Origin of the sequence: Ralstonia insidiosa (assembly GCF_008801405.1) — a bacterium.
In the GTDB taxonomy this organism is placed as follows: domain Bacteria; phylum Pseudomonadota; class Gammaproteobacteria; order Burkholderiales; family Burkholderiaceae; genus Ralstonia; species Ralstonia insidiosa.
Genome location: NZ_VZPV01000001.1, coordinates 3,271,542 through 3,297,369, shown reverse-complemented (window position 1 = coordinate 3,297,369; position 25,828 = coordinate 3,271,542). Strand labels below are relative to the sequence as shown.

Here is a 25,828-nt window from a genome sequence, read left to right as displayed (position 1 = left end):
GTACCAAAGACAAAGCCCCGCGCTTGGCGGGGCTTGTTGTCGGGGAAGGTAAAGAACGCCGGGTCAGTTTGATGCGTTGCGCCAGGCGCGAATCTGTGTGCGCGCGTCTCGGATGCGTGCGGCCAGCACCGGACGAGGAACGTCGGACAGATCAGCTTGGGTGAACTGGACGGCGATAAAGCAGTACCCCCGCGTCTGATCGCGGCGATACATCGCCCACTCATAGCCGCCTGAAATCGGACGCTTCTCGTTTGCGACCGACTTTCCGCGCCTCGCAACATACGTGGTCATAGCGGGCTCGTCGTCCTGGTAGTTATCGCGTGGTGTCGGTTGCTGCATAGGGCCTCCCGAAATTTCGGCCTATTGTGCCACTTACCGTTAAAACAACACATTCTGTGCGCTGGACGCCGGACCACTTCTATCGGTCTCGTTCAGGATGCGCCAGATCTGGCGGTCACTCTTGCGAAAGCGCGGCGCCATCTGGGCTACGGCGCGCATGGCAGCCATGCGCTCGACCTGCGTCAGTCGGTCGAACTCCGCGCGGATCTCCCGGTTGCGCAGCTCGCGCAGCGCCTCGGAACAGTTGGCGAAGTACAGTTCCTGGCCGCCGAACTTGCCGACAAGCTGCAGGGCCGCTTCATCTCCGATCACATCGGCAACCAGGCGGAACTGCTTTTCGCCTGCGGCGCTCTTGCGCACAGGCACGCGGTAGGTTGAACCGCCGAACGTCTCGACAAGCTGCAGCGCAGCGGCGGCGCCAACGGCGTCGACCACCTGGTGAATCACGCGGGGCAGCAGGCCCTGGACGCTTTCAAGCTGCATGCATCACCCGTTTCGGTTGGCGCTCATCTGGAGCGCGGCGGTCAGGCGCCAGAGCTGATCGCGGTCGCACCACTCCAGCTTGTCGACGTTAAACATGCGCTTGGCCATCGCCTCGGCGTAGGCCCACGGCTTGCCGCTGTCGGCCAGCAGCGCCTCGATCTTGCCGACCAGGCGTGCACGGTCGCCACCGATGCGCGGCTTGCGGCCGGTCTGCTTGGTCGGCTTGAAGCCCGAGCGCTGCAGGTGCGCCAGCACCTTGGTGGCGCCGGCATCGTCCAGGTCTTTGGACGACTGAACGCCGCCGACCGACTGCAGCATGGCGCGGTAGGTATCCTCATCCATGCCGAGCTGCTTTCGGGCAATGTGGATCTTGGCCAGGTTGGCGCGGGATGCCATGGTTATGCCGCCTTCGCTTCGGGCTTCGGGTAGCCGATGCACACCAGTTGGATGTCGCCGCACGTCTTGGCGAAATGCCGCAGCATCGGCTTGGCCGAGGACCAGGTCGGCGAGTAGTGGGTGACCTTGGCATCCAGGTCTGGAATTTCTTTTCGCACCCGACGTACACCGTAGACCTTAGTCATCCCTGTGCGGAATTCGGTCGTGTACTTGTGACGGTGCATCGGGCGCATGAAGCGCTTGGCCTCTTCGCAGTCGCCTTTGACCCAGCTTCCCTTCCACTCACCGTTGACGTACACCATCAATTCGTACTTGAGTGGTTTCACTTGCGAGACATGAATATCCACCCGATACCCGTCGCACATGAGACGGACCATTCCGTAGGGAACGGCCAGTTCGTCCTCAATAGCGATGATCTGCTCACGGGTCAGTTTTGCCACATCACTCTCCTTTGCTTTTCGTCGCTGCCTTTTCTGGCCGTCCCGCCATGACCGCGAACACGTTGATAACCGTCGCCGCGATCAGGAACGCCCAAGCGACGTAACGGAAAAAATCGACCATCCAGCTCATTCCTCCGCGTCGCCATGCTGCTCAGCGCGACGATGCTCGATGAAGGCCAGGACGATCACGGCGCTGGCAAGAACGTGGGCCAGCAGAACGATCCCTTCAGAACTCATCCAACACCCCCTGTTGGTTTTGATTTGGCTGCTCATCAGTGCCTGGTCACCACACCGGGCAGACGCCCGCTCACGCGGGCGTTTCGCTTGTCGCGTGGGGTCAGTTCACCAGCGCCTTGAGGTCGCTACCAGGTTTGAACTTGGGAACACGCGCAGCTGCCACCTCGATCTCTTCACCCGTGCGCGGGTTGCGTGCGAGACGTGCGGCGCGCTCGGTTACGCTGAAAGTGCCGAAGCCAATCAGGGTGACGTTCTCGTCGTTCGCTAGGCCGGCCTTGATACCGCTCAGCGTCGCCTCCAACGCCTTGGTCGCGTCCGCCTTGGTCCAGCCGGTTGCGACGGTGATGTGGTCGATCAGATCAGGCTTGTTCATGGTTCGATTTCCTTGTTGGTTGGGTTGCCGGGTTAAGCCGACCCGGCGCGGGTTGTACTCATCACGGCGGCCATAAATTCGATGGCGTCGCGTGTGTGGTTGCACGAGTCCTTGAAGACGTAAAGGGCATCCGCCTTCGCGCTGTCGATCGCCGCTTGCCACTCAGTCGTTGCCGCTTGCTGGCCGGTAACGAGGAAGTAGTCCCCGTCAGGCAAATGGCGCACACCGTCTTTCCAAGTGATGCCGATGGGCTTGCCATCTTCAACAGCTAGTAGTGCGATCTGGAGAGTCTTAGGCGTAGTCATTGCGCGCGCTCAGACCTTGGCGATATCGAGCAGCACCGCCTCGTACTCGTCGCTGCCCTCAATGCGCTTGTAGAACCGCACGTAGCTCTTGGTGCCGACCACCTGGAGGCTGTCCCCAATGGCCTGCATGGCCTGTTTCCAGCGCTCGTCCTTGATGTCCAAGTTGCGCAGCGACAGCACGCGACCGGTGTTCAGTTCGCCTTCCTTGTCGGTGTCGAAAGCGCGCTGGATGATGGCTTGAATCTCCGGGCGCGATCCCTCGGCCCACTCGGTCAGAAGCTCATCGATGATCGCCTTGGCCGCCTGCAGGCGCTCGTCGAATTTCAGGTTCTCGGCGCGCGAGAGCTGAACCTTGTACTTGCCGTCGAAGCTGTGCAACGTCACGTTGCCTTTCTTGCCACCGCGCTTGACGCCGTACTCCTCGGCCGACATCTCCACAAATGCCTCGATGTCCTGGTAGGCAGCCTGCTTGATCTTGCGCAGAACCTCCTGCTCGGCTTCGGCTTTCTGGAACAGCTCCTGCACCAGTTGGTCGCGCGCCAGGTCGATGGGCTTAACCAATTCCTTGGGCACCAGGTGTCCCTGGGCGTTGGTCATATAGCCCGCGTGAGCTGAGCTGTGTTGCGTTGGCATGAATTACTCCTGGTATGGATGGGTTAATGCTTGGTCGTGGAAGCCGGCGCGTGATGTGCTGTTGTGCCCTTGCCTGACACCACCACAACTTGTCCTTTCCACTTGCTCAAAGACCGGCGGCGTACCTCGGCTGCGTACGTGCTGGCCTGGTCGAATGCCTTATGGGAGATCCAGCCGATATTCCTGGCATAGACCGCCAGCGCGAGAGCGCTGGCCACCATCTGGCAGACCTGCAGCGGATTCAAATCGGGTTCGTGTGCGGCGTCCGCCAGGTACTTGCAGTAACCCGATGCCACTACTTCCAGCTCGCGCGTCCAGGCAATCGGCTCCCCGCACGCCTGCTGGAAAGCGCGCTTCTCGATGTCCGCGATCAGCTCTTTAGTCAGCATGAGTTTCCCCACTAGGTTGTGCGCGCCGGCTCCCTGCCGCGCGCAATAGGTTTTGACGAACGTCGGCCGGTGGAGCCGAACGTTGGGGTGTTTCAACGGTGACGGCCCGCATGCGCTCCGGTTGCGTGCCCATGCCGGCGTGTCCAGCCCGCTGCGCTTCGGCCCTTTGCTCGGCCGTCGCGGCTGCCTTGCTGGCCAGCCCGACGACAACGGTGTGCAGGTATCCGTGCGACTTCAGCGGCAGCTTCAGCGACCCGGCGTCACGCCGTGCGGCCATTTCCTCGAACGCCTGGCGCCAGTAGTCGAGCGGTGCCGGGTGCGTGACGCCGTGCACGTCGCGGACCGTGCCGGCCTTGATCGATGCAACGACCTCGGCCAGGACCGAAGCAACGCGCTCGTACCGCATTTCGGTCTTGACCGGCGCGAACATGCCGACGTAGCCGAGCAGCGGACGCAGCAGCTTGGCGCCGTCCGTGTGGGCGTTGACCAGTTGCAGGATCGCGTCACGCACGCCTTCGTGGGCGAACACCACGTCAACAGACAGCGGGTTTCTGCAAACCGGGCAAGTAAATGAGGGAAGTGGCATCAACCCTCCTTCAGACGGTCGGGCGCGGTTGGCTGTACACATGGCCTTGCGCTTGGTTTGAGATCTGACCTGCGTTGAAGGCCAGGAGAGCCACCACGAGCGTCCAAACGACGAAGCCCAGGCGGGTGTGGAGAAACTGGCGGATAGTCATGCGCTTGCGCATCACAGCCCCCGGTCCAGTTGTGCGAGGCGCGCCAGCAGCTTCTCTTCGTTCTGGCGGTACAACAGCTCCAGGGCGGATTGATTGCGCTCGGCCTTCATCAGCTCTTCGCGCATCCAGTCGACCTCGCGGTTTCCACGCGTCAGCTCTTTCGTCTGGCGGCGCAGCTTGCGTTGGATGGCCATGCGCTCCCGCATCAGCTTCCATTCCGCTGCCAGGCGTTTGGCAGCAGCGGCAACCTCGCTGCGAATGCGGGCCAGGCCGGTGCGCAGCTCAGCCGTGACCAGGTTGTCGAATTGCGGGCCTTTGGTGACGACCAGGCTGCCGTGGAGTGCCCGGGGCACTGTTCGTTGATTGCGCTTCATTGCGAGGGCTCCTTAACGGTTAAGTCGACTTGGGGGCCGCCCACTTCGGGCAGCGGCAGGGTCTTGGTGTCCAATGCGGCCATCGGCATGTCGGGCTGCTTGCCTGATTTGCTCGGCGCACGCTTGACGACGACTGGCGGCGGTGCTTTCGGCTTCGGCTTGTACTGGCAGCCCTGGCACGCTTGCCAGTGGTGCATCTTCATTGGGTTGTGATTCGGCGCCTTGCCCAGGGCCTTCTCGCGGCAGTGCTCGATATCGACCTGCTTGCCGTCATACGTGCACGTGATGCGCTCGAATGCCTGGCGATAGCGCATCTCGATCCGGGCGGTGCTGGCGGTGCCCTTGCCGTACTCGCCGAGTCCGTTCAGCAGGATCGAGAGCGTCGGCCGCGAGACACCCATGCGCTCTGCAACCTTGGCGGTCGTGCTGGCCTTGACCTCGCGCTGCAGGCCGATGAACCAGCTTTCGACCATGTATGCCGGCAGTGGCTTAACGTCATTGCTCATCGTCCATCCCCTTTTGCTCGGTCCACATCACCCGGTTGTATTTGGGGTTGGGATCGAAGACCTGGCACGCGCGCTGGATCATCGGGGCACGCGGGCCGGTGTCGAGCTTGAGGAAGTACCGAGCCGGCACAGGGCAACTGCCACGTACGGCAGGCTTCGTTTCTTGCAGGTAGCCAGCCGCAGCCAGGTACAGCACATAGTTCTTCGCGGTCTGCACCAGTACCGGGTGCGAGGCCGTGCTGCACATGCCCGCCAGCTCCCGATAGTTGAAGTCGTTGCCCGGCTTGCTGAACATGCGGCGCATCGTTCCCCACATGGCTTCGTTACCTCGGCCTTTGGTCACGATCTCCCCGGTCCTACGGACGCGGGGGGCCTCAACGCCGTTATCCCGGACGAGACGGTAGGACTTGCGCACCGCAATGCGGCCGGCCCTCTCGTCCGGGATAACCTCGATGAATCCAGCCTTGAGCAGGTTCCTGACGTAGTCTTCGATGACGCCTTCCAGGCCACCCACGACCTCGGCAAGGTCGCGTTGCGTAAAGCACTCGCGGTGGCGGCGCATGGCTTCCCAAACGCGCTGGCGCGGAGACTTGCCGCCTTTCATTTCGAGGTGGGCGGGCTTACGCGACATGGGCGTCCCCCTCCGCCTTCTGGCGCTTGCTGCCCGTTGCTGCAGGCTGGTACAGCTCGCGGTCGCCCCACAACGCCAGCGTCATTTCCGACTCGGCCAGCATCATGGCTTCCTCGTGAATGCGAGCGAGGTTCACGCAAACGCGGCGCACTGAGCCGGCGGCCTTGGCGACCACGTGTTCGAGCAGATCGTCGGCGATGGTGACGCCGCCGTGGCAGTAGATCGGCACGAGCTTGCGCGCGTCATCGAGCGAAACCGGGGCCGCTTCGATGCGGGCCATGACGCGGCTATCGAACGCTTCCCAGCTCCGGAGCTTGGCCGGGATGCGCTGATCACCCACGAGCAGCAGCGTGCCGTGGCTGGCTTCGTAGATGTCGCGTACCAGCTCGATCATCGAGCCGTTGCGCAGACAGTTGTTGAACTCATCGATGATCAGCGGACGGCGGCTGCCGCGCAGTTGGTCGGCCACCTGGTCGAGCATCGCCGGGATGGTCTTCTCGGGCTCGATGCTCATTTCGGCCAGGATCTTGGCCAGCAGCGTCTTGCGATTCCAGGCGCTGCGCACCTGCACGTAGTAGCCGCGCATTTCGGTGGCGACGGTGTTGCAGGCCACTGTCTTGCCCGTGCCGGGCGGGCCAAACATCACGCCGATGCCAGGCAGGCCATTGACGCGTGCGAGCAGCTTCTCCAGCGTGACGGCAACCAGGTGCAGGTTGGTGATGGGGGCGACCAGATTGACGGTCGCGGGGCGTTGGGTCATGATTCAGGCTCTCCTGTTGCTAATGCGTTGCTGCTGCTACAGCAGCGCGTTGGTTAAGCGGGTGTCTTCAAGCGGTCTTTCGCTGCCATGTCCGGAACTCGGCGGTCTCCTGGTAGGTGTGCCGCCATTTCCTTGCCTTCTCGCTGTCGATTTCCTCCTCTTTCAGGTTGATCAGCCGCTGCCATTCGGCGTAGCGGGCTTCTGTTGTCGTTGGCACTGACCAGACCGGCGCATGGGCCGTGCTCATCGGTGTGGCCACCGGCGCCTTAACGTCGATGGTTTCCACGTCCAGTGCCGCCTTCGCGCGCTCTTCGAGCTGGTCGCGGCGAATGTTCATGAAGCCGGGGATGACGATGGTGTCGCTGGGGTTCAACTCCAACGCAGGGGCGCCGTGCAGTTCCTCGCGTACTTCGGTGAGCTTTGCCTGCAGACGCTTCTCGCGGCCCTCGGCGCGCTTTTCGCGCGCACGCTCGATGACCGACATCGGCATGTAGTCCCGCTTGTTGGCGTCCAGCTCGGCGGTGCAGATGAAGCGGCCGGTGTCGTCGTACACCCACACCGTGCTGGGGTCGTGGATGTCGTAGCCCACGGCAAGCTGCTCGCCGTGGAACTCCTCCAGGTCGCGGTTGAAGTAGCGATTGCCGAACACCTCCAGCTCGGCGCGGCGCACGGTGCGCAGCACTTGCGGGCGGAACAGCGGCAGCGCGTCGTCGTCGTGCACGCGAGCCGGCTCGAAGCCCTTGTCTTCAAAGGCTTGCCATTGCTCGTTCGGCGTCATGTGGCGGCGGCGGCCGGATGCCGGGTCAACGATCTTGGGCAGCGAGCGGTGCGGGCGGTCGTTGTACTCGTCCACCTTCTGCTGCGCGAAGGTCACGAACTGCTGCCAGGCCATCAGAGGCATGGCCACCACCTCGCCGCGCGTGGCGATTGCCTTGCGGGACAGCTTGAAGGTGGCCAGCTTTGCCTCGCGGTCCATGTCGTGGCCGATGTAGCCTTCCACTTCGCGTGCAGCCTTAACCCAAATGGTCTGGTGCAGCTTCTCAATGACGCCGCGCGCTTGCGAGTTGTAGGGCAGGCTGTTGACCATCTCCATGCCCAGCCGACCCATCAGGCCGGTGGCTTCGTCGGTCATCATCGAGTTGACGTAGCCGGAGCCGTTGTCGACATAGAAGATCGCGCAGATACCGCGCTCGATGCATGCCATCCGCAGGGCATCGAGCACTGCAAGCGCGCTCTCGGCCAGGCCGACCGACCAGCCCACCACCTTGCGGGTGGCAATGTCGACCACGGTCGTGATTTCCGGGCGGAAGGGGCGACCGTGCAGCGGGTGCTGGACTTCAGCGTCGAAGGTGTGGCCGTCGGCGCTGTAGATGTCGCCCGGCAGCAGGCTCTCGAACCCGCGCCGGATGAACGGCTTAATCGTCTTCAGCTCGCGCGCACCCATGCGGCCGGCTTCGCGGCTCACGTTGCCGATCTTGGCCAGGAAGCGGCGCACCTGGTGCACGCTTGGTACCTCCACGCGTGGCACCTGCGTCCATTCCTTGAGGAACAGTTCGTAGGCGTGTGCCACCGAAGGCTTCTCCGGCCGCTGGAAGTGGCCCAGGAAGAACGGCGCCCATGCCGGCACGGACATGTCCCGCTCGGGGAGCTTGGGCACCAGGTTGCCGCAGCGCTCATATTCAACGAACCGCAGAATGCTACGAACCGAAGGCAGACCGTCCGCGCTGCTGCGCCCGCGTTCGTCGCGGGCGAGCTTGAGCATGGCGACCAGCTGCTCGCTGGCGGTGCCGATGCGTGCCATGTCGAGCAGGACCGTGGCGGCGCGCTTGCGGGTGTAGTGCGAGCGCTCCATCAGGGCGTTAAGTGCTGCCAGTACTCCCTTTCGTGCATCGGCCTTCAGCGTCTGTGCGCGGGTTTCGTCGCGGCGCTGGTGCGGCGTGAGTTCGCGGGCCGCAGCGGTCGGGGCGGCGACGGCCACCAACTGCTGGGCTGCCTTCGCGCGGATCGAGTCCATCACCTCGGCAGGCGGTGTGTACTCGCGGCGGGTACCGCCTACGCCGGTCGTTTCGACAAACGGCCAAGATTCGCGGGCAGCCTTTGCAATCAGCTTCCCTTTGGACGTCGGTAGGACAGGAAGACGCAACTCAGCAAGTTCGCTCGCGCTGTAGCTGGCTTTCACGACGACAGTGGAGGCCATGTTAAATTTGCCGTCCATTTTTGAACCGAGCCAGCAATGGGACTAGGCAACTACGCGTCAGCCAGCAGAACGCTCGCGGAAGAACTTGAAGCGCTTCTAAGCGAAGAAGACGTAGTCGAACTCGCAGACGAGTTAGGGCGCCTAGGATTCGATGCGTTGCTGGCGTGGACCGAGCAGAATGAGTTGGCGATTGCGCAGTTCGCTGCCGCAACACCGTCTGTACGCAAGCGGAGGAAGTGGAGCAGCCCGTTTGAGCGCTCACTTTTTGTGCTTGCCGCCGCAACGCATTGCCGCATGGGGCAGGCGCTGCTTGATGTGCTTGTCCGGAGCGAACCCTATCTGCAAGCAGGCGGCTCCTATCGTGACACCACATCCAGTGCTGGGTCGATATACCTAGAGCTTTGGCGCACGCGCATTCCGTACTGGCCAGAGGCCTTTCTTCGTTGGGCGCCGTCGCCTTTTGATTCGGATTGAGCACGACTTAACCCCGCTTGATCCGTTCGGCGATCTGACCGAACAGCTTCTCGTCCATCTGGCCTTCGATGGCCTTGGACTTCGCAGTCAGATGGCGCCGCAACACCTCCATGGCGCCGAACTCGGCGCACAGGACTTCCTCGGCGGTGAGCACCTTGCGTGCGAACTGCGCAGCAAGCCAGTCCAGCGGCGTGAAGTCCTGGCAGACCATCATCACCGCCATGAAGGCGTCCACAGGAATGCGGCGGTCGGCCTGGCTCGGGGCAACCCACAGGTCCAGGTGCGCCTTGGTGACCGGGCGGCAGAGGATGTCGGCCATGCCATCTGCAACACGTTCGCGGGACAGGCCCTTGCCGAAGGCGGCATCCAGCGCGGAGACGAGCGCCTGGCGGATGCCTGCGTCCAGAGCGTTCTCGCCTTTGACGGCAACCACGCCGGCGGGCGTCTCGACGGCGAAGACGTCGAAGTTAAGAGCGAGCTGGCCGGCGCTGTGCGCGGCGCGGCTGGATTGACGGCGCTTGTTCATGGTTAAACCCCGTCGATCCGGTTACGGGCTTCCTCGATCGACATGCCGCCGCTCAACAGCTCGGCCAGCATGTGCGTGAGATAGCCGACCTTCATGTTGGCGCGAATGTCTTCGGGCATCTGCTGCTGCCACTTGGGCAGATCAGCGTCGGCGCGGTCGCTAATGCGCTTAGCCAGGTCTTGGACGTCGAACATGTGTTCCCCCGGTGCTAAAAGTGGATCGAAGTACTAGGCAGCGGCTTTAACCGTGTCGAAGTGCGCCGTCCCGCTATACTTCTGGGCGTAGCGAGGGCGGATGCGCCGGCCTTCCGGCGTCCAGCGTTCGGGCCATAGTTCATGGCCCGGAACGTTCAGAAAATGCATGATGGCCAGTTCACCGGAGTAGGCGGGGCGGGTCAGAGCATTGCGGACGGTCGAAGGCGGCAAACCGTTCTCCCGCGCCAGGTCGTTCATCGTGCTGCCCTTCTTGCGGATGGCGGCCTTGATGTCTTCGCGGTGCCATCCGGCGGCTTGTTTTTTGCTCATGGCGGTCTCTTCGCATCCACCGGCATTCGCCGGTTTTTTGGTCGGGGCGTAGTCCCGAAGGTCTGGTTTAGCGAAGATTAAGTGTTCCGAAGAGTTCCGTCAAGACTATTCCGCATGGGAACACTTGGATGATTCGCGCCCTTAGCGCGTAATCCATGTAACCCATTGATTTTATTGATGCGAAAGCATCTGCCCCTTGGCGCATGAAGTGTGCCTTGACGGGAATACTTTTAGGGGATTGAGTGTGCCGCCCGAAAAGCTCTACTCGGCAGCCGAAATAGCCAAGATGCGCCTGGAAGGCTTGCCCACGACGAAGGGCAAGGTCATCGAGCGTGCCGCCTCTGAGGGCTGGCAATTCGAGGAGCGCAAAGGCATAGGTGGCACGCGCCGCATGTACGAGATACCAGCCCGTTACCTGCCGCGTAGCGGCGGGGCTGGGGTGGCGGACGTTACCGAGGCGCCTAGGCAGCCCGCCAAGGTTGTCGGCACCGTCGTGGCTGGTACATCAAAGGTTGACCCCAAGCTGTTGCAGCTCGCTGAGGAGGCTTTGGAGGAATGGCAGCGCGAGCGTGGCTTGCGGCTGGACGCTCAGCGCCGGTACGCGGTGGTTGCTGTACTGTACGACTACCTCGCCCGTGGTGCCGACCAAGCAGACGCCGCCGATATGCTCAGGGTGATTAGCGGGGAGTGATGCCGCTGCATTAACTCCCCCCGATCGGGGGCGGTTATACCGCCGGGCAAACGCTAGGTTTTTCCCCTTTTGGGGGATTTCCCGGTGGTTAATCTGCAAGAAAATAAGAACAGACTTAAGTCTATTTTAGATGACGTGGTTTGCGTTACTGCAGTGGGTGCCGGGAAACCCGCCAGGGGAGCGCTTCTTGGGGTAGTCGGCGACGGTGGCGCAGAAGCTGCGAACGACGGCAGATTCAGGGGTTTCTTGGTGTCTCGACTGCGTTTTGCCGCTCGCCGCGCACTTTCCAACTGGTTCTGGGACAAAACGCGCGCAAAAACGCGCATTTTGTTCGTAGTTTTTTGCGAAATTTCTGGGGAGCTGTTTAACGTGTGGGAACCCGACAACCCTTGCAGTCAGGCCGTTTTCGGCTTTTTGGGCCGTTTTGGTTGAGAGGTCAAAACGAGCACCCCCCCACATGAGGTTGGCCTTGTCGTTTGGGCTGGTGCCCAGGGGGGTTGGCTTTTGGTTTTTGACTTTCCCTGCCCTATGCGGCGCCTTGAATTTCTGTTGCAAGGAGGAAAAAAGAAGGGGAACTGTTTGAGCGAAGCGAGTTTTCCCCTTCTCCTCCTTGCGACATAAATTCAAGGAGTCTTTCGCCGCATCGGGCGCGCCTTTCTTTGCTTACTTTCTTTGGCAAGACAAAGAAAGTGAGTCGGCCCCGGCAGGGGACGATACCGGGGATAGACCACCCAGGCTCAATCCCGCCCAAACTCCTCACCCATCTCCTTACCGCGTGCAGCGGCTGCATGCATGGCACGTACAAACGCGGCCTTGATGCCGGCACCTTCCATCGAGGTGAGCGCCGCATAAGTCGTTCCCCCCTTGGACGTCACGCGCTCACGCAGCACCTCCACCGGCTCATTCGACTGCCCAGCCAGCGTGGCCGCGCCAATAAACGTTTCCACCGCCAGCGTGCGCCCATCTTCCGCCGACAGCCCCAGTTCCTGCGCCGCCTGCTGCATCGCCTCGATGAAATAGAACACGTAGGCCGGGCCGCTGCCCGAGATGGCGGTCACAGCATCAATCTGTGCCTCGGCAGGCACCCAGATGCTCTTGCCGACCGCATTGGCGATGGCGCTCGCCGTGGCGCGATCGACTTCCGACAGGCCATCGTTGGCCGCCAGCCCCGTCATGCCCAGGCCCGACAGCGCCGGCGTGTTCGGCATCGCACGCACGATGCGCGCATGCCCATTCAGCCAGCGCGACAGGTCCTGAATGCGAATACCCGCCGCGACCGACAGCACCAGGCTGTTACCCAGATGCGGTGCGAGCTGTGCACACACCTCACGCATCTGCTGCGGCTTGACGGCCAGGACGATCACGTCGCGGTCGGCCAGTTCGGCGCCGGGGGCAGCGGCGGTGTGGGCGCCCCAGGTTTGTTCGGCGCGTGTACGGGCCGGCTCGGTCGGGTCGACCACCACGATGTTGGCGCCGTGCGCGCCCTTGGCAATCAGGCCGCCGATGAGGGCTGCCGCCATGTTGCCGCCGCCGATGAAGCCGAGTTTCAGAGTGTCGAGCATGAGAGTGGTGGGGTCAGGAACAACGGGAAATCAGGCGGGCGCATGCGCATACTGCCGCGCCCCAAAGATGGCACTGCCGACGCGTACGATGGTGGCGCCTTCGGCAATCGCATCTTCCAAGTCTGCGGACATGCCCATCGACAGGGTATCGATGGCGATGCCCGCGTCCTGCAGTTGGTCGGCCAGCGTGCTCAGTGCAGCAAAAGGCGCGCGCTGGGCAGCCGGGTCGTTGGTCGGTTCAGGCACGGCCATCAGGCCGCGCAGTTGCAGGCGGGGCAGGGCCGCCACGGCACGTGCCACGGCAAGGACCTCATCGAAATCAGGCAGAAGGCCGTGCTTGCTCGCCTGGCGGCTGATGTTGATTTCGAGGCAGACCTGCAGTGGCGGCAGGGTATCGGGGCGCTGGGCGGAAAGGCGTTCGGCAATCTTGAGCCGGTCGACGCTGTGCACCCAGTCGAAGTGCTCGGCTACAGCGCGCGTTTTGTTACTCTGCAGGGGGCCGATGAAGTGCCAGCCGATCGGGTCTGCACCAGTGCGCAGATCGGCCAGTGCGTCAATTTTGGCGAGGCCTTCCTGCACGTAGTTTTCGCCAAAGAGGCGTTGCCCAGCGGCATGCGCGGCACGCACGGCATCGGCGTCGAACGTCTTGGAAACGGCCAGCAATATGACACCCGCGGGGTCGCGCGAAGCCAGTGTGCAGGCCGTTGTGATCCGCTGACGCACGGCTTGCAAGTTGGCGGCGATTACAGACATAATCCGGCGACGTTTGTTACAAATAAACAAGGCTCCGGCACGTTGTCAACAATGGCCGGCAGCCCCCGGGATGCGCCATTGCGACGCCTGGGCGACATAAAAAAGTCGGGGGTCATTATAAGATGGACATCGCGCAGCTTCTGGCGTTTTCCGCCAAGAACAAGGCGTCGGACTTGCACCTGTCGGCCGGCTTGCCGCCGATGATCCGGATCCACGGCGACATGCGCCGGATCAACGTGCCACCGCTCACGCACCAGGACGTGCACTCCATGGTGTACGACATCATGAGCGACGGGCAACGCAAGGTCTACGAAGAAAACCTGGAAGTCGACTTCTCGTTTGAGATCCCGGGACTCTCGCGTTTCCGGGTCAACGCGTTCAACCAGAACCGCGGCGCGTCAGCTGTGTTCCGGACGATTCCATCCAAGGTGCTCTCGCTGGACGACCTGAAGGCGCCGGCCGTGTTTGCCGACCTGGCGATGAAGCCGCGCGGTCTGGTGCTCGTCACGGGCCCGACGGGCTCGGGCAAGTCGACCACGCTGGCGGCCATGGTCAACCACCGCAACGAAAACGACATGGGCCACATCCTCACGGTGGAGGACCCGATCGAATTCGTGCACGAATCCAAGAAGAGCCTGATCAACCAGCGCGAACTCGGGCCGCATACGCACTCGTTCGCCAACGCGTTGAAATCGGCACTGCGTGAAGACCCGGACGTGGTCCTGGTCGGCGAATTGCGTGATCTTGAAACGATTCGCCTGGCGCTTACCGCCGCCGAAACCGGCCACTTGGTGTTCGGCACGCTGCACACCAGCTCGGCTGCCAAGACCATCGACCGGGTCGTCGACGTGTTTCCGTCGGACGAGAAGGAAATGGTCCGCACCATGCTTTCCGAATCGCTGGAAGCAGTGATCTCGCAGACGCTGCTCAAGACGCGCGACGGTTCGGGCCGGATTGCGGCGCACGAGATCATGATCGCCACGCCGGCCATCCGCCACTTGATCCGCGAGAACAAGATCTCGCAGATGTACTCGATGATGCAGACCAGCAGCGGCATGGGCATGCAGACGCTCGACCAGTGCCTGTCGGAGCTCATCAAGCGCTCGGCGATCAACTACGCAGACGCGCGCGCCATCGCCAAGAACCCGGATGCGTTCGCGAACTGATGCACGGACGCGCTAACTGGCACTGACACGTTAGCGCGCACACCAATTCCTTCTAGGAGGGGCACGCCATGCTGGATCGCGAAGCCGCCACCAAATACATCCACGAACTCTTGCAGTTGATGGTGAACAGCCGTGGCTCGGACTTGTTCATCACGTCGGAATTCCCGCCCGCCATCAAGGTGGATGGCAAGGTCACGCCGATCTCGCAGCAGCCGCTGAGTGCGGTGCAGGCCATCGGTCTGGTCAAGTCGATCATGAACGAGAGGCAGTTGCGCGAGTACGAAGACACCTCCGAGTGCAACTTCGCCATCACGGCACCGGGCGCGGGGCGCTTTCGCGTGTCAGCGTTCATCCAGCAGGGCCGTGCCGGCATGGTGCTGCGGACCATCAATACGAAGATTCCCTCGCTGAGTGAGTTGGACCTGCCGCCGCTGCTCAACGAGATCGTGATGAGCAAGCGCGGGCTGGTGATCGTGGTGGGTGCCACGGGCTCGGGCAAGTCGACCTCGTTGGCTGCCATGGTGGGCCATCGCAATGCCAACTCGTACGGCCACATCATCACCATTGAAGACCCGGTGGAATACGTGCACGCTCACCAGAACTGCGTGGTGACGCAGCGCGAAGTGGGTGTGGATACCGAGTCGTGGCACGTGGCGCTGAAGAACACGCTGCGCCAGGCGCCGGACGTGATCCTGATCGGCGAAATTCGTGATCGCGACACGATGGAATACGCCATCCAGTACGCAGAAACCGGCCACCTGTGCCTGGCCACGCTGCACGCCAACAGCTCGAACCAGGCGATCGACCGGATCATCAACTTCTTCCCGGAAGAGAAGCGTCAGCAGTTGCTGATCGACCTGTCATTGAACCTGCGCGCGATGATTGCGCAACGCCTGTTGCCGCGTCAGGGCAAGAAGGGCCGCGTGCCGGCAGTGGAGATCATGCTGGCGACGCCGCTGGTGCAGGACCTCATCTTCAAGGGCGAGGTGCACGAGCTGAAAGAGGTCATGAAGAAATCCCGCGAGCAGGGGATGATCTCGTTCGACCAGGCGCTCTTCGATCTGTATGAAGAAGGCAAGATCAGCTATGAAGATGCGCTGCGCAATGCCGACTCGCTGAACGATCTGCGCCTGCAGATCAAGCTGCACAGCAAGCGCGGCGGTCAGACTGATCTGTCGGCGGGGACCGAGCATCTGAACGTGGTGTGATGTTTGTTCTGGGATGGATGCGGTTGGTCCATCCCTTGTTTCATCCCCTGCCGGGGCTGACTCACTTTCTTTGTCTTGCCAAAGAAAGTAAGCAAAGAAAGGCGCGCCCAAGATGGCGACCCCCTCCTTGAATTTCTGTCGCAGGGAGGGAGAGCGGGCAAACTCGCTGCGCTCAGACAGGCCCGCTCTCTTTTTCCTCCCTGCAACAGAAATTCAAGGCGCCATCTAGGGCATCAACGGCCAAACCGGTGGTGTGCATGTGTCGGCGCTGCGCCGCGCTTTGATTCCCTGCCCCCTTGCCGCAGGGCAGGGAAAGCCACACCGGCGCGGGACTGGCGTTTCTGGCATTCTCCGGCCAGACTTGAATTGTCCTTTCCACCTTTCTCTCGGGGTTTCCCATGTCTGATGTCTACGCGTTCGAGGCAGATTCGCTGACAGGACAGCGCGTGCCGCTTTCGCAATATCGCGGCAAGGTGCTGTTGATCGTGAACACGGCAAGCAAGTGCGGGTTCACTCCGCAATACGCGGGGCTGGAGGCGGTGTACAAGCGCCTGGGCGAGAAGGGCCTGGAAGTGCTCGGCTTCCCCTGCAACCAGTTCGGCAAGCAGGAGCCGGGCGAGGCGGAGGAGATCGGCGCGTTCTGCGAGAAGAACTACGGCGTGTCGTTCCCGATGTTCAGCAAGATCGACGTGAATGGCGACAACGCGCATCCGCTGTACAAGTGGCTGACGTCCGAGAAGCCTGGCGTGCTGGGCTTGGAAGCGATTAAGTGGAACTTCACCAAGTTCCTGCTGCGCCGCGACGGTACGGTCTACAAGCGCTATGCGCCGTTGACCAAGCCGGAAGAGATCATCGGCGATATCGAGATGCTGCTGGCAGAGCCCGATCCGGTTTGACTAGCAGTCAGACCCACGCACCTTGCGCATGAAATCCGCCAGCGAGCGCTCGGCGGATTCTGCAAACTGCCGCTCCAGGATGTCGACCTTGACGCAACGGTCCAGGCGGAAGGTGCGGTAGTCCTGGCGGTGTTCGCACCACGCGGCCACCAGCCACACCTGCCCCCAGAAAAACAGCCCGAGCGGCTGGATGCACCGCTCGGTCAACTGGCCCTGCGCGTCACGGTAGGAGAGCCGCGCGACAGCGTGGCGGCCGAGTGCGGAATGCAGCGTATCGAAGACCTGCTTGACCTCGTTGCCCATGCCGTAGCCGGGCGCGAAGATGCGCGTGGTCTCGGCTTCGGAGCGGCGTTCGGCGGGCAGAGCGCCCATCAGCTTTTCCAACGCGGCTTCGACCGAGCCGGCCATCGTGCCGCCGCTCCACGCCTTGATCATCCGCGCGCCTGCGACCAGCGCCTCCACTTCATCCGCAGTGAACATGAGCGGGGCCAGATCGAAGCCGGCGCGCATGCGGTAACCGATGCCGGCCTCGCCTTCAATCGGCACGCCCGAGATAGAGAGATCGCGGATGTCCCGATACACCGTGCGTTCGGACACACCCAGGCGGTCGGCCAGCATCGCCGCCGTGGTTAAACGGCGGCCTCGCAGGATCTGGGCAATCTGGAACAGGCGGTCAGCGCGGCGGGTCATGCGCGGCATTGTAGTGGGCTTCGGGCCGGGTGCCATGCTCGCCATGATTCGACCACCTAAGCCCGCCTGAGCCCACTAAGCGCCGAAGGGCGTCAGCTCGCGCTGCGGGTGGATATCGACCACGTCGACCTGCTCGCCACGGCGCAGCATGCGCTTGCCCAGCCGGGGGAAATCGGCAATCTCGATGTTCAGATGCTCGCCACCGCACAGGTAGAGCAGGTCGTCCTTGCCGCAGTTGCGCAGGTGGTGCGCAATGCCGACGGGGAAGGCCATGAAATCGCCCGCGCGCACGGTAAAGATGCTGTCGTCGATATCCGCCTGCGCCTCGCCCGAGAGGATGTAGATCCATTCCTCTTCACGCTGGTGCGCGTGGTAGACAAACGACTCCTTGCCTGGCGGTACGCGGGCGTAATTGATGCCGGTGCGCTTGAGCCCGAGCAGCCGGCCCATCATCGTGCCGTGGATTTCCGACAGGCTGTTCCAGGGGTGCGAAAACGACTGCGTGCGCGCAGCAATGTCGGCGGCGCGCATGAGATACGGCGATTGACTCGGCATGGTGTTGTTCTCTATGTCTGTCAGGAGGCCGGCGCCCGCGCGCCGGCCGGTACAGTCGTCCCGCGCAGCGTTACTGCTGCAACAGGTACGACTGCGTCTTGGCATCGGGCTCGTGCAGGCCGACGCGGTTGCCTTCGGTGTCGACGATGTGGGCGATGCGGCCCATGTGGTCGGGCAGCGTCATCGGGCCAAACACGCACTGGCCACCGCTGCCGTTCACGCGCTCGAGCACGGCGTCCAGATTGGGTGCGTTCAGGTAGACCACGCTGCCCTTGTCAGACGGGGCAAAGCCTTCGCCCTTGACCAGCGCGCCGTGGATGGTCGTCTCACCTGCCGGGAACACGCCCATGGTCAGGTCGCCCATGTCTTCCTGCTTGAGCTGGGTGTCGAAGACGTTCTCGTAGAACTTCACCGCGCGCGGGAAATCGTTGGCGGGGATTTCAAACCAGTTGATGACGCTTGCCATGGTGCTCGCTCCGGTTGGTGAGGCAGGCAGCTTGAGGGGGAGGGGAGCCTGTCTCGTTAAGGTGGAGCGATTGTGGCGGGGGGCTCCTGACAGCGTTCTGTCAGGAGCCTTCAGGAAGACGCGAAGTGCCGTCGGCAAGGCCCGGACAGCCAGCGTCGGGTCAGAAAGACCCGGTGCTCGGTCTGCGAGTGTCAGCGGCGGCGCTCAAAGCGTCGGTGTCGGGTCCCGCAGGGCTGATGCCGAGTCTTCGAGCGTCTGCGTTGGGTTTCGGGGCGTGAGCGCCGGCTCTCAACGTGTCAGAGCCGGCTCTCAAAGTCTCGGCAATGGCTCTGAACGTGCCGCGTGTCGGGGCTTGGAGAGCCGGCGGCAGGTCAGAAAGAGCCGGCGGTGGCACTTGGAGAACCCGCGCTGGCTCCGGGAGCGCCAGCGGCCGGTTTGGAGACGGTCAGTGCGGAATCCAACCCGCCAGCAGCGGCACGAGTATCGCCGTCAGCACCCCGTTCAGGCCCATACCCAGCGCCGAGAATGCACCCGCTTCCGGGCTGACCTGGAACGCGCGCGCCGTACCGATGCCGTGCGCCGCAATGCCGGTCGCAAAGCCGCGCACGCTGTACGCACGGATGCGCAGCAGGTTCAACAGCCGCGTGGCGGTGGTTGCGCCCACGATGCCGGTAATCAGCACCAGCACGGCCGTGATGGTCGGGGAGCCACCGATCTTCTCCGAGATGCCCATGGCGATCGGGATCGTCACCGACTTCGGCGCCATGGAGCGCAGCGTTTCCGGCGTAGCACCCAACAGCCACGCGATGCCCACCGCCGACACCACCGCCACGACCGACCCGGCCAGCAGCCCGCACATCAGCGGCAGCGCATGCCGGCGCAGCTTCGACCACTGCTGGAACAGCGGCACGGCCAGCGCCACGGTGGCGGGCCCCAGCAGGAAGTGCACGAACTGCGCGCCGTCGAAGTAGGTCTTGTACGGCGTGCCCGTCAATGTCAGGAGCGTGCCCAGAATGACCACCGCAATCAGCAGTGGGTTGACCATCGGATTGAAGCCGCTGCGCTCGTGCAGGCGCACGCCGATCAGGTAGGCGATCAGCGTGGCGGTCAGGCCCAGCAGCGGGCTGGCGGCCAAGTAGACCCAGAGTTGGTACAGGTTGGGTGCCATCGTGTTCATGGGGCAAGCTCCTCGTTGGCCTCGCCGTGGTCACCCATCCGGCGCATCAGGGCGCGTGTGACGAGCGCGCCTGCAGCAATCGACAGCCATGTCGACACGACGGTCGCCACCACGATCGGCAGCCATTCCTGGCCGATGCGATGCAGTTGCGTGATCACACCCACGCCGGCCGGCACGAACAGGATGGTCAGGTGACGGAGCAAGTCGCTGACGGTGCCCTGCATGACTTCGAGCACGCGGCCTTTGTCCACCAGCAGGTAGATGACCAGCAGCACCATGCCGATCACCGGGCCGGGCACCGGCAGGTGCAGCGAGTACGTGAGCAGCTCCCCTATCGACTGGAACGTCAGCAGGATCGCGAAGGTTTGCAGCATGGGGCCTCCGGGCAAAACGAAGCGGGCAGTATAGAACCGACGCGCCGACGTTTCAGGCCAGCATCCGGTCCACCAGCTCGATCCAGTGCTCGACCGGCGTATCCGTGCCGCTCTGCAGATGCGTGACGCAGCCGATGTTGGCGGTGACGATGCGCTCGGGCTGCGTGGCCTGCAGCTTGGCGAGCTTGTCGTCGCGCAGGCGGTAGGCCAGCTCGGGCTGCAGCACCGAATACGTGCCCGCCGAGCCGCAGCACAGGTGGCTGTCGGCGCAGAGCTTGACGTCTACGCCCAGCGCGCTGAGCAGCGTTTCCACCGCACCACGAATCTGCTGCCCGTGCTGCAGTGTGCAGGGCGGGTGCCAGGCCACGCGCGGGCCTTTTGTCCCCCCGGCTTCAGGCTTGGCCTTCTGCAGCAGCGCATCGGAGAAGGCTGGCAGCACTTCGCACAGGTCCCGCGTCATGGCGGACACGCGCGCAGCACGCTTCGCATAGACGGGGTCGTCACGCAGCAGGTGGCCGTAGTCCTTGACCATCGCGCCGCAGCCCGAGGCCGTCATGACGATGGCCTCCGCACCGGCTTCGATATGCGGCCACCACGCGTCGATGTTGGCACGCGCGTTGCCGAGGCCGCCCACGTGGTCGTTCATGTGATAGCGGATGGCACCGCAGCAGCCTGCGCGGTCTGCGCTGATGAGCTGCACGCCCAGCTTGTCGAACACGCGCGCCGTGGCCGCATTGATGTTGGGCGACATGGCGGGCTGCACGCAGCCTTCGAGCAGCAGCATCTTGCGGGCGTGTGTGGCGATTGGCCGCACACCGGCGTACGGCTGTTTGGCCGGGACTTTGTTGCGCAGCACTTGCGGCAGCAGCGGACGTACTGCCTGCCCCAGCTTGAGCGCGGGGCCGAACAGTGCGGGCCGCGTCAGGCTCTCGCGCAGTACCCAGCGCACCGCGCGCTCGCCCAAGGGGCGCGATTCACCACGCGCATCGAGCTGGTCATCGACGATCTTGCGGCCGATCTCCACCAGCCGGCCGTAGGTCACGCCGGACGGGCAGGTCGATTCGCAGTTGCGGCAGGTCAGGCACCGGTCCAGGTGCAGGCGCGTGGCCTGACCGGCGGGCTGGCCTTCCAGCACCTGCTTCATCAGGTAGATGCGCCCGCGCGGGCCGTCCAGCTCGTCGCCGAGCAGTTGGTAGGTCGGGCAGGTGGCCGTGCAGAAGCCGCAGTGCACGCACTTCTGCACGATGCTTTGGGCTTCTTCGCCGTCGGGGGTGTTGCGCAGGAACGCCGCTAGCGTGATTTGCATGATGAGCGTGCTTTAGAAATCTGCGTACAGACGGCCCGGGTTGAAGATGCCGTGCGGATCGAAGCTGTCTTTCAGGCGCTTGTGCACCGCCATCAAGGGCGCAGCGACTGGCGTGAAGATGGTGCTCGTGCGATCGCCGTTGCGGAACAGCGTGGCGTGGCCACCGGCCTTGTTTGCGGCATCGCGGATGGTGTCGGCGGGGGTACTGGCGGTGTTGATCCACCAACGCTGACCGCCGCCCCATTCGACGAGTTGTTCATCGGCGGACGCGTGGCCGAGTGCGAGCGGCGGCGTGGCTGGGGGCAGGGCGATGCGCCACAGCGGCAGGTTGCCTTGCACTGCGCGGGCAAAGAACGCATGCGACTGCTCGCGCAAGTCACGCCAGAACGAAGCGGCTTCCGCATCGTCAACACGCTCGCCGCCGAGCTTGGCGATGGCGGCGCGCACTGCCGCATCGGCACCGCACAGGCGCACCCACAGCGCACCGTCGATCCACGCAGACGCGGCAATTGGCAGCGGCTGGCCGCCCCAGCGGTTGAGCGTATCGATGGCTTCCGCTTGCGGCAGGGCAAAGCGCAGCGTCGCATCGCAGAACGGCATCGGCAGCACCTTGAGTGACACCTGCACGACGAGGCCCAGCGTGCCCAGCGCACCCGCCATCAGGCGCGAGACGTCGTAGCCGGCCACGTTCTTCATCACCTGGCCGCCGAAGTTGAGCAGGTCGCCACGGCCATCCATCACCACTGCGCCGAGCACGAAATCACGCAGCGCGCCCACCGATTGCCGGCGCGGGCCGGACAGGCCGGAGGCAAATGCACCGCCTACGGTGGCGAGCTTGCCGTCCGCAGCAAAGTGCGGCGGCTCGAACGCCAGCATTTGCTTGTGTTCGGCCAGCGCGGCTTCGATCTCGACGAGCGGCGTGCCGCTGCGTGCGGTGATCACCAATTCGGCGCAGTCGTAATCGACGATGCCGGACCACTCGCGCGTGTCAAGCACGGTGCCATTCGGCGTCGGGGCGCGGCCGTAGAAATCCTTCGTGCCGCCACCACGCAAGGTCAGCGGCGTGCGGCTATCTGCGGCCTGCGCGATGGCGTCGCGAAAGTGGGCGAGCACGGGCGAGAGGGCGGTGTCTGGCGTGGTTGGCATGTCAAACCTTCGGGGTGCAGCTCACGGGTTGTTCGCGGTCTCTGCGGTTTCGGCAGGGAGAGGCGGCAGCTTGGTCGCGCAGCGCTTGCAGAACACGGCGTCTGCGTCGTGGCCTTCGGTGGCGCAGTGCGTGCAGGTGCGTGTCTTGGGCGAGCGCTCGCGCATGGTGTTCACCAGTTCCGCGCCGATGATGCCGGTGGGGAACGCGATGATGCTGTAGCCGAGCAGGATGGTCATCGACGTGATGAACTGGCCGAGCGGCGTTTTCGGCACCAGGTCCCCAAAGCCCGTGGTGGTGAGCGTGACCACCGCCCAGTACATGCTGACCGGGATGCTGGTGAAGCCATGCTGCGGCCCTTCCACCACGTACATCACGGTGCCCAGGATGATGGTGATGATGAACACCGTGCCCAGGAACACGAAGATCTTGTGCCGCGCGTTGACCAGCGCACGCAGCAGCACCTGCGCTTCTTCAAAGTAGATCGTGAGCTTGAGCACCCGGAACACGCGCAGCAAGCGCAGCAGGCGCACGTCGATCAGGTAAGCCAGTTCCGGTGCGAACACCGCCAGCCAGGTCGGCAGGATCGAGATGAAATCGATCACGCCATAGAAGCTCAGCACGTAGCGCCACGGCTTGCGCACCACCAGGATGCGCATGATGTATTCGGCCGTGAACAGCAGCGTGGCCAGCCATTCGATCACGGTGAAGAGCGTGCCCGCGCGCTCGTGCACGCTCGGCAGGCTGTCGAGCATCACCACCAGTACGCTGGCAAGAATGGCGACCAGCAAGGTCACGTCAAACTGGCGCCCGGCGCGGGTTTCGGCCTCGAAGATGATGATGTACCAACGGCGGCGCCAACCCTCTTCTTCGGGTTTGCCGAGGTATTCGCCCAGGCGCGCGTTATGGGCGTGCCACCGGTATCGGTTGGTGCTGGAGGGGTTCTGGCTCATGGGCAGGCTCAGAAGCGCGGCAGATCCGGATGCGGCAGCAGGCCGTTGCGCACGTGCAGCTTGCCGTACTCAGCGCAGCGCGCGAGCGTGGGGATGGCCTTGTCGGGGTTCAGCAAACGCACGGGGTCGAAGGCAGCCTTCACGCGCAGGAAGGCGTCGCGCTCTTCAGTCGAGAACTGCACGCACATCGAGCTGAGCTTTTCCACGCCAACGCCGTGTTCACCGGTGACGGTGCCGCCCAGCTCCACACAGGTCTCGAGGATGTCCGAGCCGAACAGTTCGGCGCGGTGCCATTCGTCTTGGTCTTCGCCGTTGAAGAGGATGAGGGGGTGCATGTTGCCGTCGCCCGCGTGGAACACGTTGATGCAGCGCAGGGCGTACTTCTGCTCCATCTCTTGAATGCGCCGCAGCAACGTGCCGATGTGCTTGCGCGGGATGGTGCCGTCCATGCAGTAGTAGTCGGGCGAGATGCGGCCCGCTGCGGGGAAGGCGTTCTTGCGGCCGCTCCAGAACTTCAGGCGCTCGGCCTCGCTTTGCGAGACCTGGATGCGCGTGGCACCGGATGCGCGCAGCACCTCGCTCATGCGCGCGATTTCTTCGGCCACCTCTTCGGGCGTGCCGTCGGATTCGCACAGCAGGATGGCGGCGGCGTTCAGGTCGTAGCCGGCGCAGACGAATTCTTCCACGGCGGCGGTGGCGGGCTTGTCCATCATCTCCAGCCCGGCCGGGATGATGCCCGCGGCAATCACGTCCGCCACGGCGTTGCCGCCGGACTCCACATCGTCGAAGCTCGCCATGATCACCTGCGCCAACTGCGGCTTGGGGATCAGGCGCACCGTCACTTCCGTCACCACGGCCAGCATGCCTTCGGAGCCGATCACGGTGGCCAGCAGGTCAAGGCCGGGCGCGTCGGGCGCCTCGCTGCCGAATTCGATCACCTCGCCGTCCATCATCACGGCGCGCACGCGCAGCACGTTGTGCACCGTCAGGCCGTACTTGAGGCAGTGCACGCCGCCGGAGTTCTCGTTGACGTTGCCGCCGATCGTGCAGGCGATCTGCGACGACGGATCGGGCGCGTAATACAGCCCGTGCGGGTTGGCCGCCTCCGAAATGGCGAGGTTGCGCACGCCTGGCTGCACGACAGCGGTACGCGTGTACGGATCAACCTTGATGATGCGCTTGAACTTGGCCAGCGACAGCACCAGCCCGCCCGGCGTGGGCATCGCGCCACCCGACAGGCTCGTCCCTGCACCGCGCGGCACCACGGGCACACCCATGCGGTGACACACGCGCAGGATCTCGACGACCTGCGCTTCGGTATCCGGCAACACCACGGCCAGCGGCACCTGCCGGTAGGCGGCTAGGCCGTCGCATTCATAGGGGGTGGTGTCTTCGCGCTCCCAGAGCAGGGCCTCGTCGGGCACGATCTGCGACAGCGCGGCGACCAGTTCGGCCTGCAGGGCAGACGGGTCGCGGGCGGTATTGGGGAGCGGCGCGTTCATGGGGTGTCTCTCTTGGTGATCGCCCGGCTACGGTGGCCGGGGCGAGAGGGACTATAGCCCGGCCGCCGCACCGCGCGGCGTGTTAAGGACTTTTGCGGTGATGAATTTGGCTCGCGCAAACGGCCAATCCGGTTCATCGCGGTGCAGCAAGGTGCTGCCGGCTTACCAATCCAGCCCAAGCAGCCAATCCACAAAATGCTGCGCCTCGGGCTTCATCGGCGCCTGCTCGCGCTGGACGATGTAATACGCATGCGGCGACGTCGACTCAATATCCAGCAACCGCACGATCTGCCCCGAGGCCAGCCAGTTGCGCGCCATGGCCTGCCGCACCAGCGCCACGCCCTGGTTGGAGGCCACGGCCTCCAGCATCAAACCGATGTCGTTGAAGAGCGAGCCGGTCGACGGCTCCGGCGCGTCCAGCCCCGCCGCCTCAAACCACGGGCGCCACGGCTCCAGCGGGCTGCGCAGCAGCGTGAGGTTCAGCAGTTGCGAGGCTTCGGTGATGGTGTTGCCGCTGATCTGCTCGAAGTACGCGCGCCCACATGCCGGGAAGACGGGCTCGTTGAGCAGCAGCGTGGTCTTCAGGTCCGGATAGCGGCCGGTGCCGTAGCGGATTTCGACGTCGGTGTCCTCGGCCTTCACGTCGAGGAACGGGATGGAGAGATGCAACTCCACGTCGATGTGCGGATACAGCGCGTTGAACTCGGGGATGCGCGGCACGAGGTGCTGGCGCCCGAAGGTGGGCGGAATCGCCACGCGCAGCCGCGCGCGCTGCTTGCTGAATTCGGGCCGCGCCAGCTCGTGCAGGCTCTTGAGCGCGTCCTGCACGCTGCGCAGGTATCGCGTGCCGGCGGCGGTCAGCCGCAGCGCTGTGCCGGTGCGCACGAACAGGTCTTCGCCCCACAGCTCTTCGAGGTTCTTGATGCGGTGGGACACCGCGCTGGGCGTGACCGACAGCTCTTCAGCGGCACGCGCAAAGCTGGCATGGCGCGCCCCCGCCTCGAAGGCAATCAGCAGATGCAGCGGAGGAACGCGCTTGAAGACGGAGGACATGCGGGCCG

36 protein-coding genes and 1 other RNA gene are annotated in these 25,828 nt (G+C 63.8%); 6 read left to right on the top strand and 31 right to left on the bottom strand.

The genetic code is table 11. From position 1 onward, the window contains the following. Positions 1 to 63: 63 nt before the first annotated feature. From F7R11_RS15695 to F7R11_RS15625, 16 genes are all read right to left on the bottom strand, one after another. Complete coding sequence (locus F7R11_RS15695) at positions 64 to 339, bottom strand: hypothetical protein (RefSeq protein ID WP_064804976.1); 276 nt, start codon at positions 337 to 339, stop codon at positions 64 to 66. 39 nt (positions 340 to 378) lie between these two features. Beyond that, the gene (locus tag F7R11_RS15690) at positions 379 to 822 is read right to left on the bottom strand and encodes a Mor transcription activator family protein (RefSeq protein WP_064804973.1); all 444 of its coding nucleotides are present in this window, start codon (positions 820 to 822) and stop codon (positions 379 to 381) included. 3 nt (positions 823 to 825) lie between these two features. Then, positions 826 to 1,218 carry a gp16 family protein gene (locus tag F7R11_RS15685; protein WP_064804971.1) on the bottom strand — a complete coding sequence of 131 codons (393 nt, stop codon included), beginning with the start codon at positions 1,216 to 1,218 and terminating at the stop codon, positions 826 to 828. Positions 1,219 to 1,220: 2 nt separating this feature from the next. Continuing rightward, on the bottom strand, positions 1,221 to 1,658 hold the full coding sequence (locus F7R11_RS15680; RefSeq protein ID WP_064804969.1) for a hypothetical protein: 438 nt from the start codon (positions 1,656 to 1,658) through the stop codon (positions 1,221 to 1,223). Position 1,659: 1 nt separating this feature from the next. Next, entirely contained in the window at positions 1,660 to 1,788 is a 129-nt protein-coding gene (locus F7R11_RS27420; RefSeq protein WP_257784458.1) for a hypothetical protein, read from the bottom strand. A 129-nt stretch (positions 1,789 to 1,917) separates the two neighbouring features. Further along, positions 1,918 to 1,984: hammerhead ribozyme type II (locus F7R11_RS15675), an RNA gene on the bottom strand. An 11-nt stretch (positions 1,985 to 1,995) separates the two neighbouring features. After that, entirely contained in the window at positions 1,996 to 2,268 is a 273-nt protein-coding gene (locus F7R11_RS15670) for an HU family DNA-binding protein (RefSeq protein ID WP_064804967.1), read from the bottom strand. A gap of 32 nt (positions 2,269 to 2,300) precedes the next feature. After that, entirely contained in the window at positions 2,301 to 2,573 is a 273-nt protein-coding gene (locus F7R11_RS15665) for a hypothetical protein (RefSeq protein ID WP_064804964.1), read from the bottom strand. A 9-nt stretch (positions 2,574 to 2,582) separates the two neighbouring features. Then, positions 2,583 to 3,206 carry a DUF3164 family protein gene (locus tag F7R11_RS15660; RefSeq protein ID WP_064804958.1) on the bottom strand — a complete coding sequence of 208 codons (624 nt, stop codon included), beginning with the start codon at positions 3,204 to 3,206 and terminating at the stop codon, positions 2,583 to 2,585. Positions 3,207 to 3,229: 23 nt separating this feature from the next. Further along, a complete protein-coding gene (locus tag F7R11_RS15655) occupies positions 3,230 to 3,595 on the bottom strand; it encodes a hypothetical protein (protein ID WP_064804956.1) in 366 nt (121 codons plus the stop codon). Continuing rightward, positions 3,585 to 4,127 carry a hypothetical protein gene (locus tag F7R11_RS15650; RefSeq protein ID WP_231973105.1) on the bottom strand — a complete coding sequence of 181 codons (543 nt, stop codon included), beginning with the start codon at positions 4,125 to 4,127 and terminating at the stop codon, positions 3,585 to 3,587. The genes F7R11_RS15655 and F7R11_RS15650 overlap by 11 nt, the downstream gene beginning before the upstream one ends. 216 nt (positions 4,128 to 4,343) lie before the next feature. Beyond that, complete coding sequence (locus F7R11_RS15645; protein ID WP_064804951.1) at positions 4,344 to 4,706, bottom strand: hypothetical protein; 363 nt, start codon at positions 4,704 to 4,706, stop codon at positions 4,344 to 4,346. After that, positions 4,703 to 5,212 (bottom strand): MarR family transcriptional regulator, encoded by a 510-nt coding sequence (locus F7R11_RS15640; RefSeq protein WP_231973103.1) that lies wholly within the window; start codon positions 5,210 to 5,212, stop codon positions 4,703 to 4,705. The genes F7R11_RS15645 and F7R11_RS15640 overlap by 4 nt, the downstream gene beginning before the upstream one ends. Then, a complete protein-coding gene (locus F7R11_RS15635; protein WP_064804946.1) occupies positions 5,202 to 5,843 on the bottom strand; it encodes an OTU domain-containing protein in 642 nt (213 codons plus the stop codon). Before F7R11_RS15635 ends, F7R11_RS15640 begins: the two co-directional genes overlap by 11 nt. Then, the gene (locus F7R11_RS15630; RefSeq protein ID WP_064804944.1) at positions 5,833 to 6,603 is read right to left on the bottom strand and encodes an AAA family ATPase; all 771 of its coding nucleotides are present in this window, start codon (positions 6,601 to 6,603) and stop codon (positions 5,833 to 5,835) included. Before F7R11_RS15630 ends, F7R11_RS15635 begins: the two co-directional genes overlap by 11 nt. A 67-nt stretch (positions 6,604 to 6,670) precedes the next feature. After that, entirely contained in the window at positions 6,671 to 8,800 is a 2,130-nt protein-coding gene (locus F7R11_RS15625) for a Mu transposase C-terminal domain-containing protein (protein WP_064806428.1), read from the bottom strand. Positions 8,801 to 8,836: 36 nt separating this feature from the next. Here F7R11_RS15625 and F7R11_RS15620 point away from each other — a divergent pair, with 36 nt between their 5' ends. Then, a complete protein-coding gene (locus F7R11_RS15620; RefSeq protein ID WP_064804941.1) occupies positions 8,837 to 9,274 on the top strand; it encodes a hypothetical protein in 438 nt (145 codons plus the stop codon). A gap of 7 nt (positions 9,275 to 9,281) precedes the next feature. Here F7R11_RS15620 and F7R11_RS15615 read toward each other — a convergent pair whose 3' ends face one another. The 3 genes from F7R11_RS15615 to F7R11_RS15605 are packed head-to-tail and all read right to left on the bottom strand — an operon-like array spanning position 9,282 to position 10,324. Continuing rightward, complete coding sequence (locus F7R11_RS15615) at positions 9,282 to 9,800, bottom strand: hypothetical protein (RefSeq protein WP_064804938.1); 519 nt, start codon at positions 9,798 to 9,800, stop codon at positions 9,282 to 9,284. A 2-nt stretch (positions 9,801 to 9,802) separates the two neighbouring features. Then, positions 9,803 to 9,994 carry a hypothetical protein gene (locus tag F7R11_RS15610; protein ID WP_064804935.1) on the bottom strand — a complete coding sequence of 64 codons (192 nt, stop codon included), beginning with the start codon at positions 9,992 to 9,994 and terminating at the stop codon, positions 9,803 to 9,805. A 33-nt stretch (positions 9,995 to 10,027) separates the two neighbouring features. After that, on the bottom strand, positions 10,028 to 10,324 hold the full coding sequence (locus F7R11_RS15605) for a helix-turn-helix domain-containing protein (protein WP_064804932.1): 297 nt from the start codon (positions 10,322 to 10,324) through the stop codon (positions 10,028 to 10,030). Between the two features lie 244 nt (positions 10,325 to 10,568). On the opposite strand from F7R11_RS15605, the gene F7R11_RS15600 reads away from it, so the two are divergent. Together F7R11_RS15600 and F7R11_RS15595 are read left to right on the top strand one after the other, a co-directional pair. Then, positions 10,569 to 11,015, top strand: a complete 447-nt coding sequence (locus F7R11_RS15600; RefSeq protein WP_151180532.1) for a MerR family transcriptional regulator — start codon at positions 10,569 to 10,571, stop codon at positions 11,013 to 11,015. Positions 11,016 to 11,099: 84 nt separating this feature from the next. Further along, complete coding sequence (locus F7R11_RS15595) at positions 11,100 to 11,447, top strand: hypothetical protein (RefSeq protein WP_151180531.1); 348 nt, start codon at positions 11,100 to 11,102, stop codon at positions 11,445 to 11,447. Positions 11,448 to 11,752: 305 nt separating this feature from the next. Here the strand turns inward: F7R11_RS15595 and proC are convergent, their stop codons facing one another. Together proC and F7R11_RS15585 are read right to left on the bottom strand one after the other, a co-directional pair. Continuing rightward, positions 11,753 to 12,577, bottom strand: coding sequence for a pyrroline-5-carboxylate reductase (gene proC / locus F7R11_RS15590; protein WP_064804928.1), 825 nt, complete (start codon positions 12,575 to 12,577; stop codon positions 11,753 to 11,755). Between the two features lie 30 nt (positions 12,578 to 12,607). Then, the gene (locus F7R11_RS15585) at positions 12,608 to 13,330 is read right to left on the bottom strand and encodes a YggS family pyridoxal phosphate-dependent enzyme (protein WP_064804926.1); all 723 of its coding nucleotides are present in this window, start codon (positions 13,328 to 13,330) and stop codon (positions 12,608 to 12,610) included. Positions 13,331 to 13,452: 122 nt separating this feature from the next. Between F7R11_RS15585 and F7R11_RS15580 the strand changes: the two genes are divergently transcribed. The 3 genes from F7R11_RS15580 to F7R11_RS15570 all read left to right on the top strand — a co-directional run bounded on the left by F7R11_RS15580 (position 13,453) and on the right by F7R11_RS15570 (position 16,600). Beyond that, positions 13,453 to 14,496, top strand: coding sequence for a type IV pilus twitching motility protein PilT (locus tag F7R11_RS15580; protein ID WP_009241469.1), 1,044 nt, complete (start codon positions 13,453 to 13,455; stop codon positions 14,494 to 14,496). Positions 14,497 to 14,564: 68 nt separating this feature from the next. Further along, entirely contained in the window at positions 14,565 to 15,704 is a 1,140-nt protein-coding gene (locus F7R11_RS15575) for a PilT/PilU family type 4a pilus ATPase (RefSeq protein ID WP_064804923.1), read from the top strand. Between the two features lie 398 nt (positions 15,705 to 16,102). Then, positions 16,103 to 16,600, top strand: coding sequence for a glutathione peroxidase (locus F7R11_RS15570; RefSeq protein WP_021195930.1), 498 nt, complete (start codon positions 16,103 to 16,105; stop codon positions 16,598 to 16,600). On the opposite strand, the gene F7R11_RS15565 is transcribed toward F7R11_RS15570, so the two are convergent. The 10 genes from F7R11_RS15565 to F7R11_RS15520 form a co-directional block, all read right to left on the bottom strand. After that, positions 16,601 to 17,299 (bottom strand): helix-turn-helix transcriptional regulator, encoded by a 699-nt coding sequence (locus F7R11_RS15565; RefSeq protein WP_064804921.1) that lies wholly within the window; start codon positions 17,297 to 17,299, stop codon positions 16,601 to 16,603. 66 nt (positions 17,300 to 17,365) lie between these two features. Next, entirely contained in the window at positions 17,366 to 17,845 is a 480-nt protein-coding gene (locus F7R11_RS15560; protein WP_031329682.1) for a cupin domain-containing protein, read from the bottom strand. Positions 17,846 to 17,915: 70 nt separating this feature from the next. Then, positions 17,916 to 18,311: a VOC family protein gene (locus tag F7R11_RS15555; RefSeq protein WP_064804919.1), complete on the bottom strand. Its 396-nt coding sequence runs from the start codon at positions 18,309 to 18,311 to the stop codon at positions 17,916 to 17,918. Positions 18,312 to 18,756: 445 nt separating this feature from the next. Then, positions 18,757 to 19,488, bottom strand: coding sequence for an LrgB family protein (locus F7R11_RS15550; RefSeq protein ID WP_064804917.1), 732 nt, complete (start codon positions 19,486 to 19,488; stop codon positions 18,757 to 18,759). Next, positions 19,485 to 19,862: a CidA/LrgA family protein gene (locus tag F7R11_RS15545; protein ID WP_021195925.1), complete on the bottom strand. Its 378-nt coding sequence runs from the start codon at positions 19,860 to 19,862 to the stop codon at positions 19,485 to 19,487. Before F7R11_RS15545 ends, F7R11_RS15550 begins: the two co-directional genes overlap by 4 nt. Before the next feature lie 52 nt (positions 19,863 to 19,914). After that, the gene (gene glcF, locus F7R11_RS15540) at positions 19,915 to 21,168 is read right to left on the bottom strand and encodes a glycolate oxidase subunit GlcF (RefSeq protein ID WP_064804915.1); all 1,254 of its coding nucleotides are present in this window, start codon (positions 21,166 to 21,168) and stop codon (positions 19,915 to 19,917) included. 12 nt (positions 21,169 to 21,180) lie between these two features. Further along, the gene (gene glcE, locus F7R11_RS15535) at positions 21,181 to 22,314 is read right to left on the bottom strand and encodes a glycolate oxidase subunit GlcE (RefSeq protein ID WP_064804912.1); all 1,134 of its coding nucleotides are present in this window, start codon (positions 22,312 to 22,314) and stop codon (positions 21,181 to 21,183) included. A gap of 21 nt (positions 22,315 to 22,335) precedes the next feature. After that, a complete protein-coding gene (locus tag F7R11_RS15530; RefSeq protein WP_064804910.1) occupies positions 22,336 to 23,265 on the bottom strand; it encodes an ion transporter in 930 nt (309 codons plus the stop codon). A gap of 8 nt (positions 23,266 to 23,273) precedes the next feature. Continuing rightward, on the bottom strand, positions 23,274 to 24,767 hold the full coding sequence (locus F7R11_RS15525) for an FAD-linked oxidase C-terminal domain-containing protein (RefSeq protein ID WP_064804908.1): 1,494 nt from the start codon (positions 24,765 to 24,767) through the stop codon (positions 23,274 to 23,276). A gap of 162 nt (positions 24,768 to 24,929) precedes the next feature. Further along, positions 24,930 to 25,820 (bottom strand): LysR substrate-binding domain-containing protein, encoded by an 891-nt coding sequence (locus F7R11_RS15520; protein ID WP_021195920.1) that lies wholly within the window; start codon positions 25,818 to 25,820, stop codon positions 24,930 to 24,932. Positions 25,821 to 25,828: the final 8 nt, after the last annotated feature.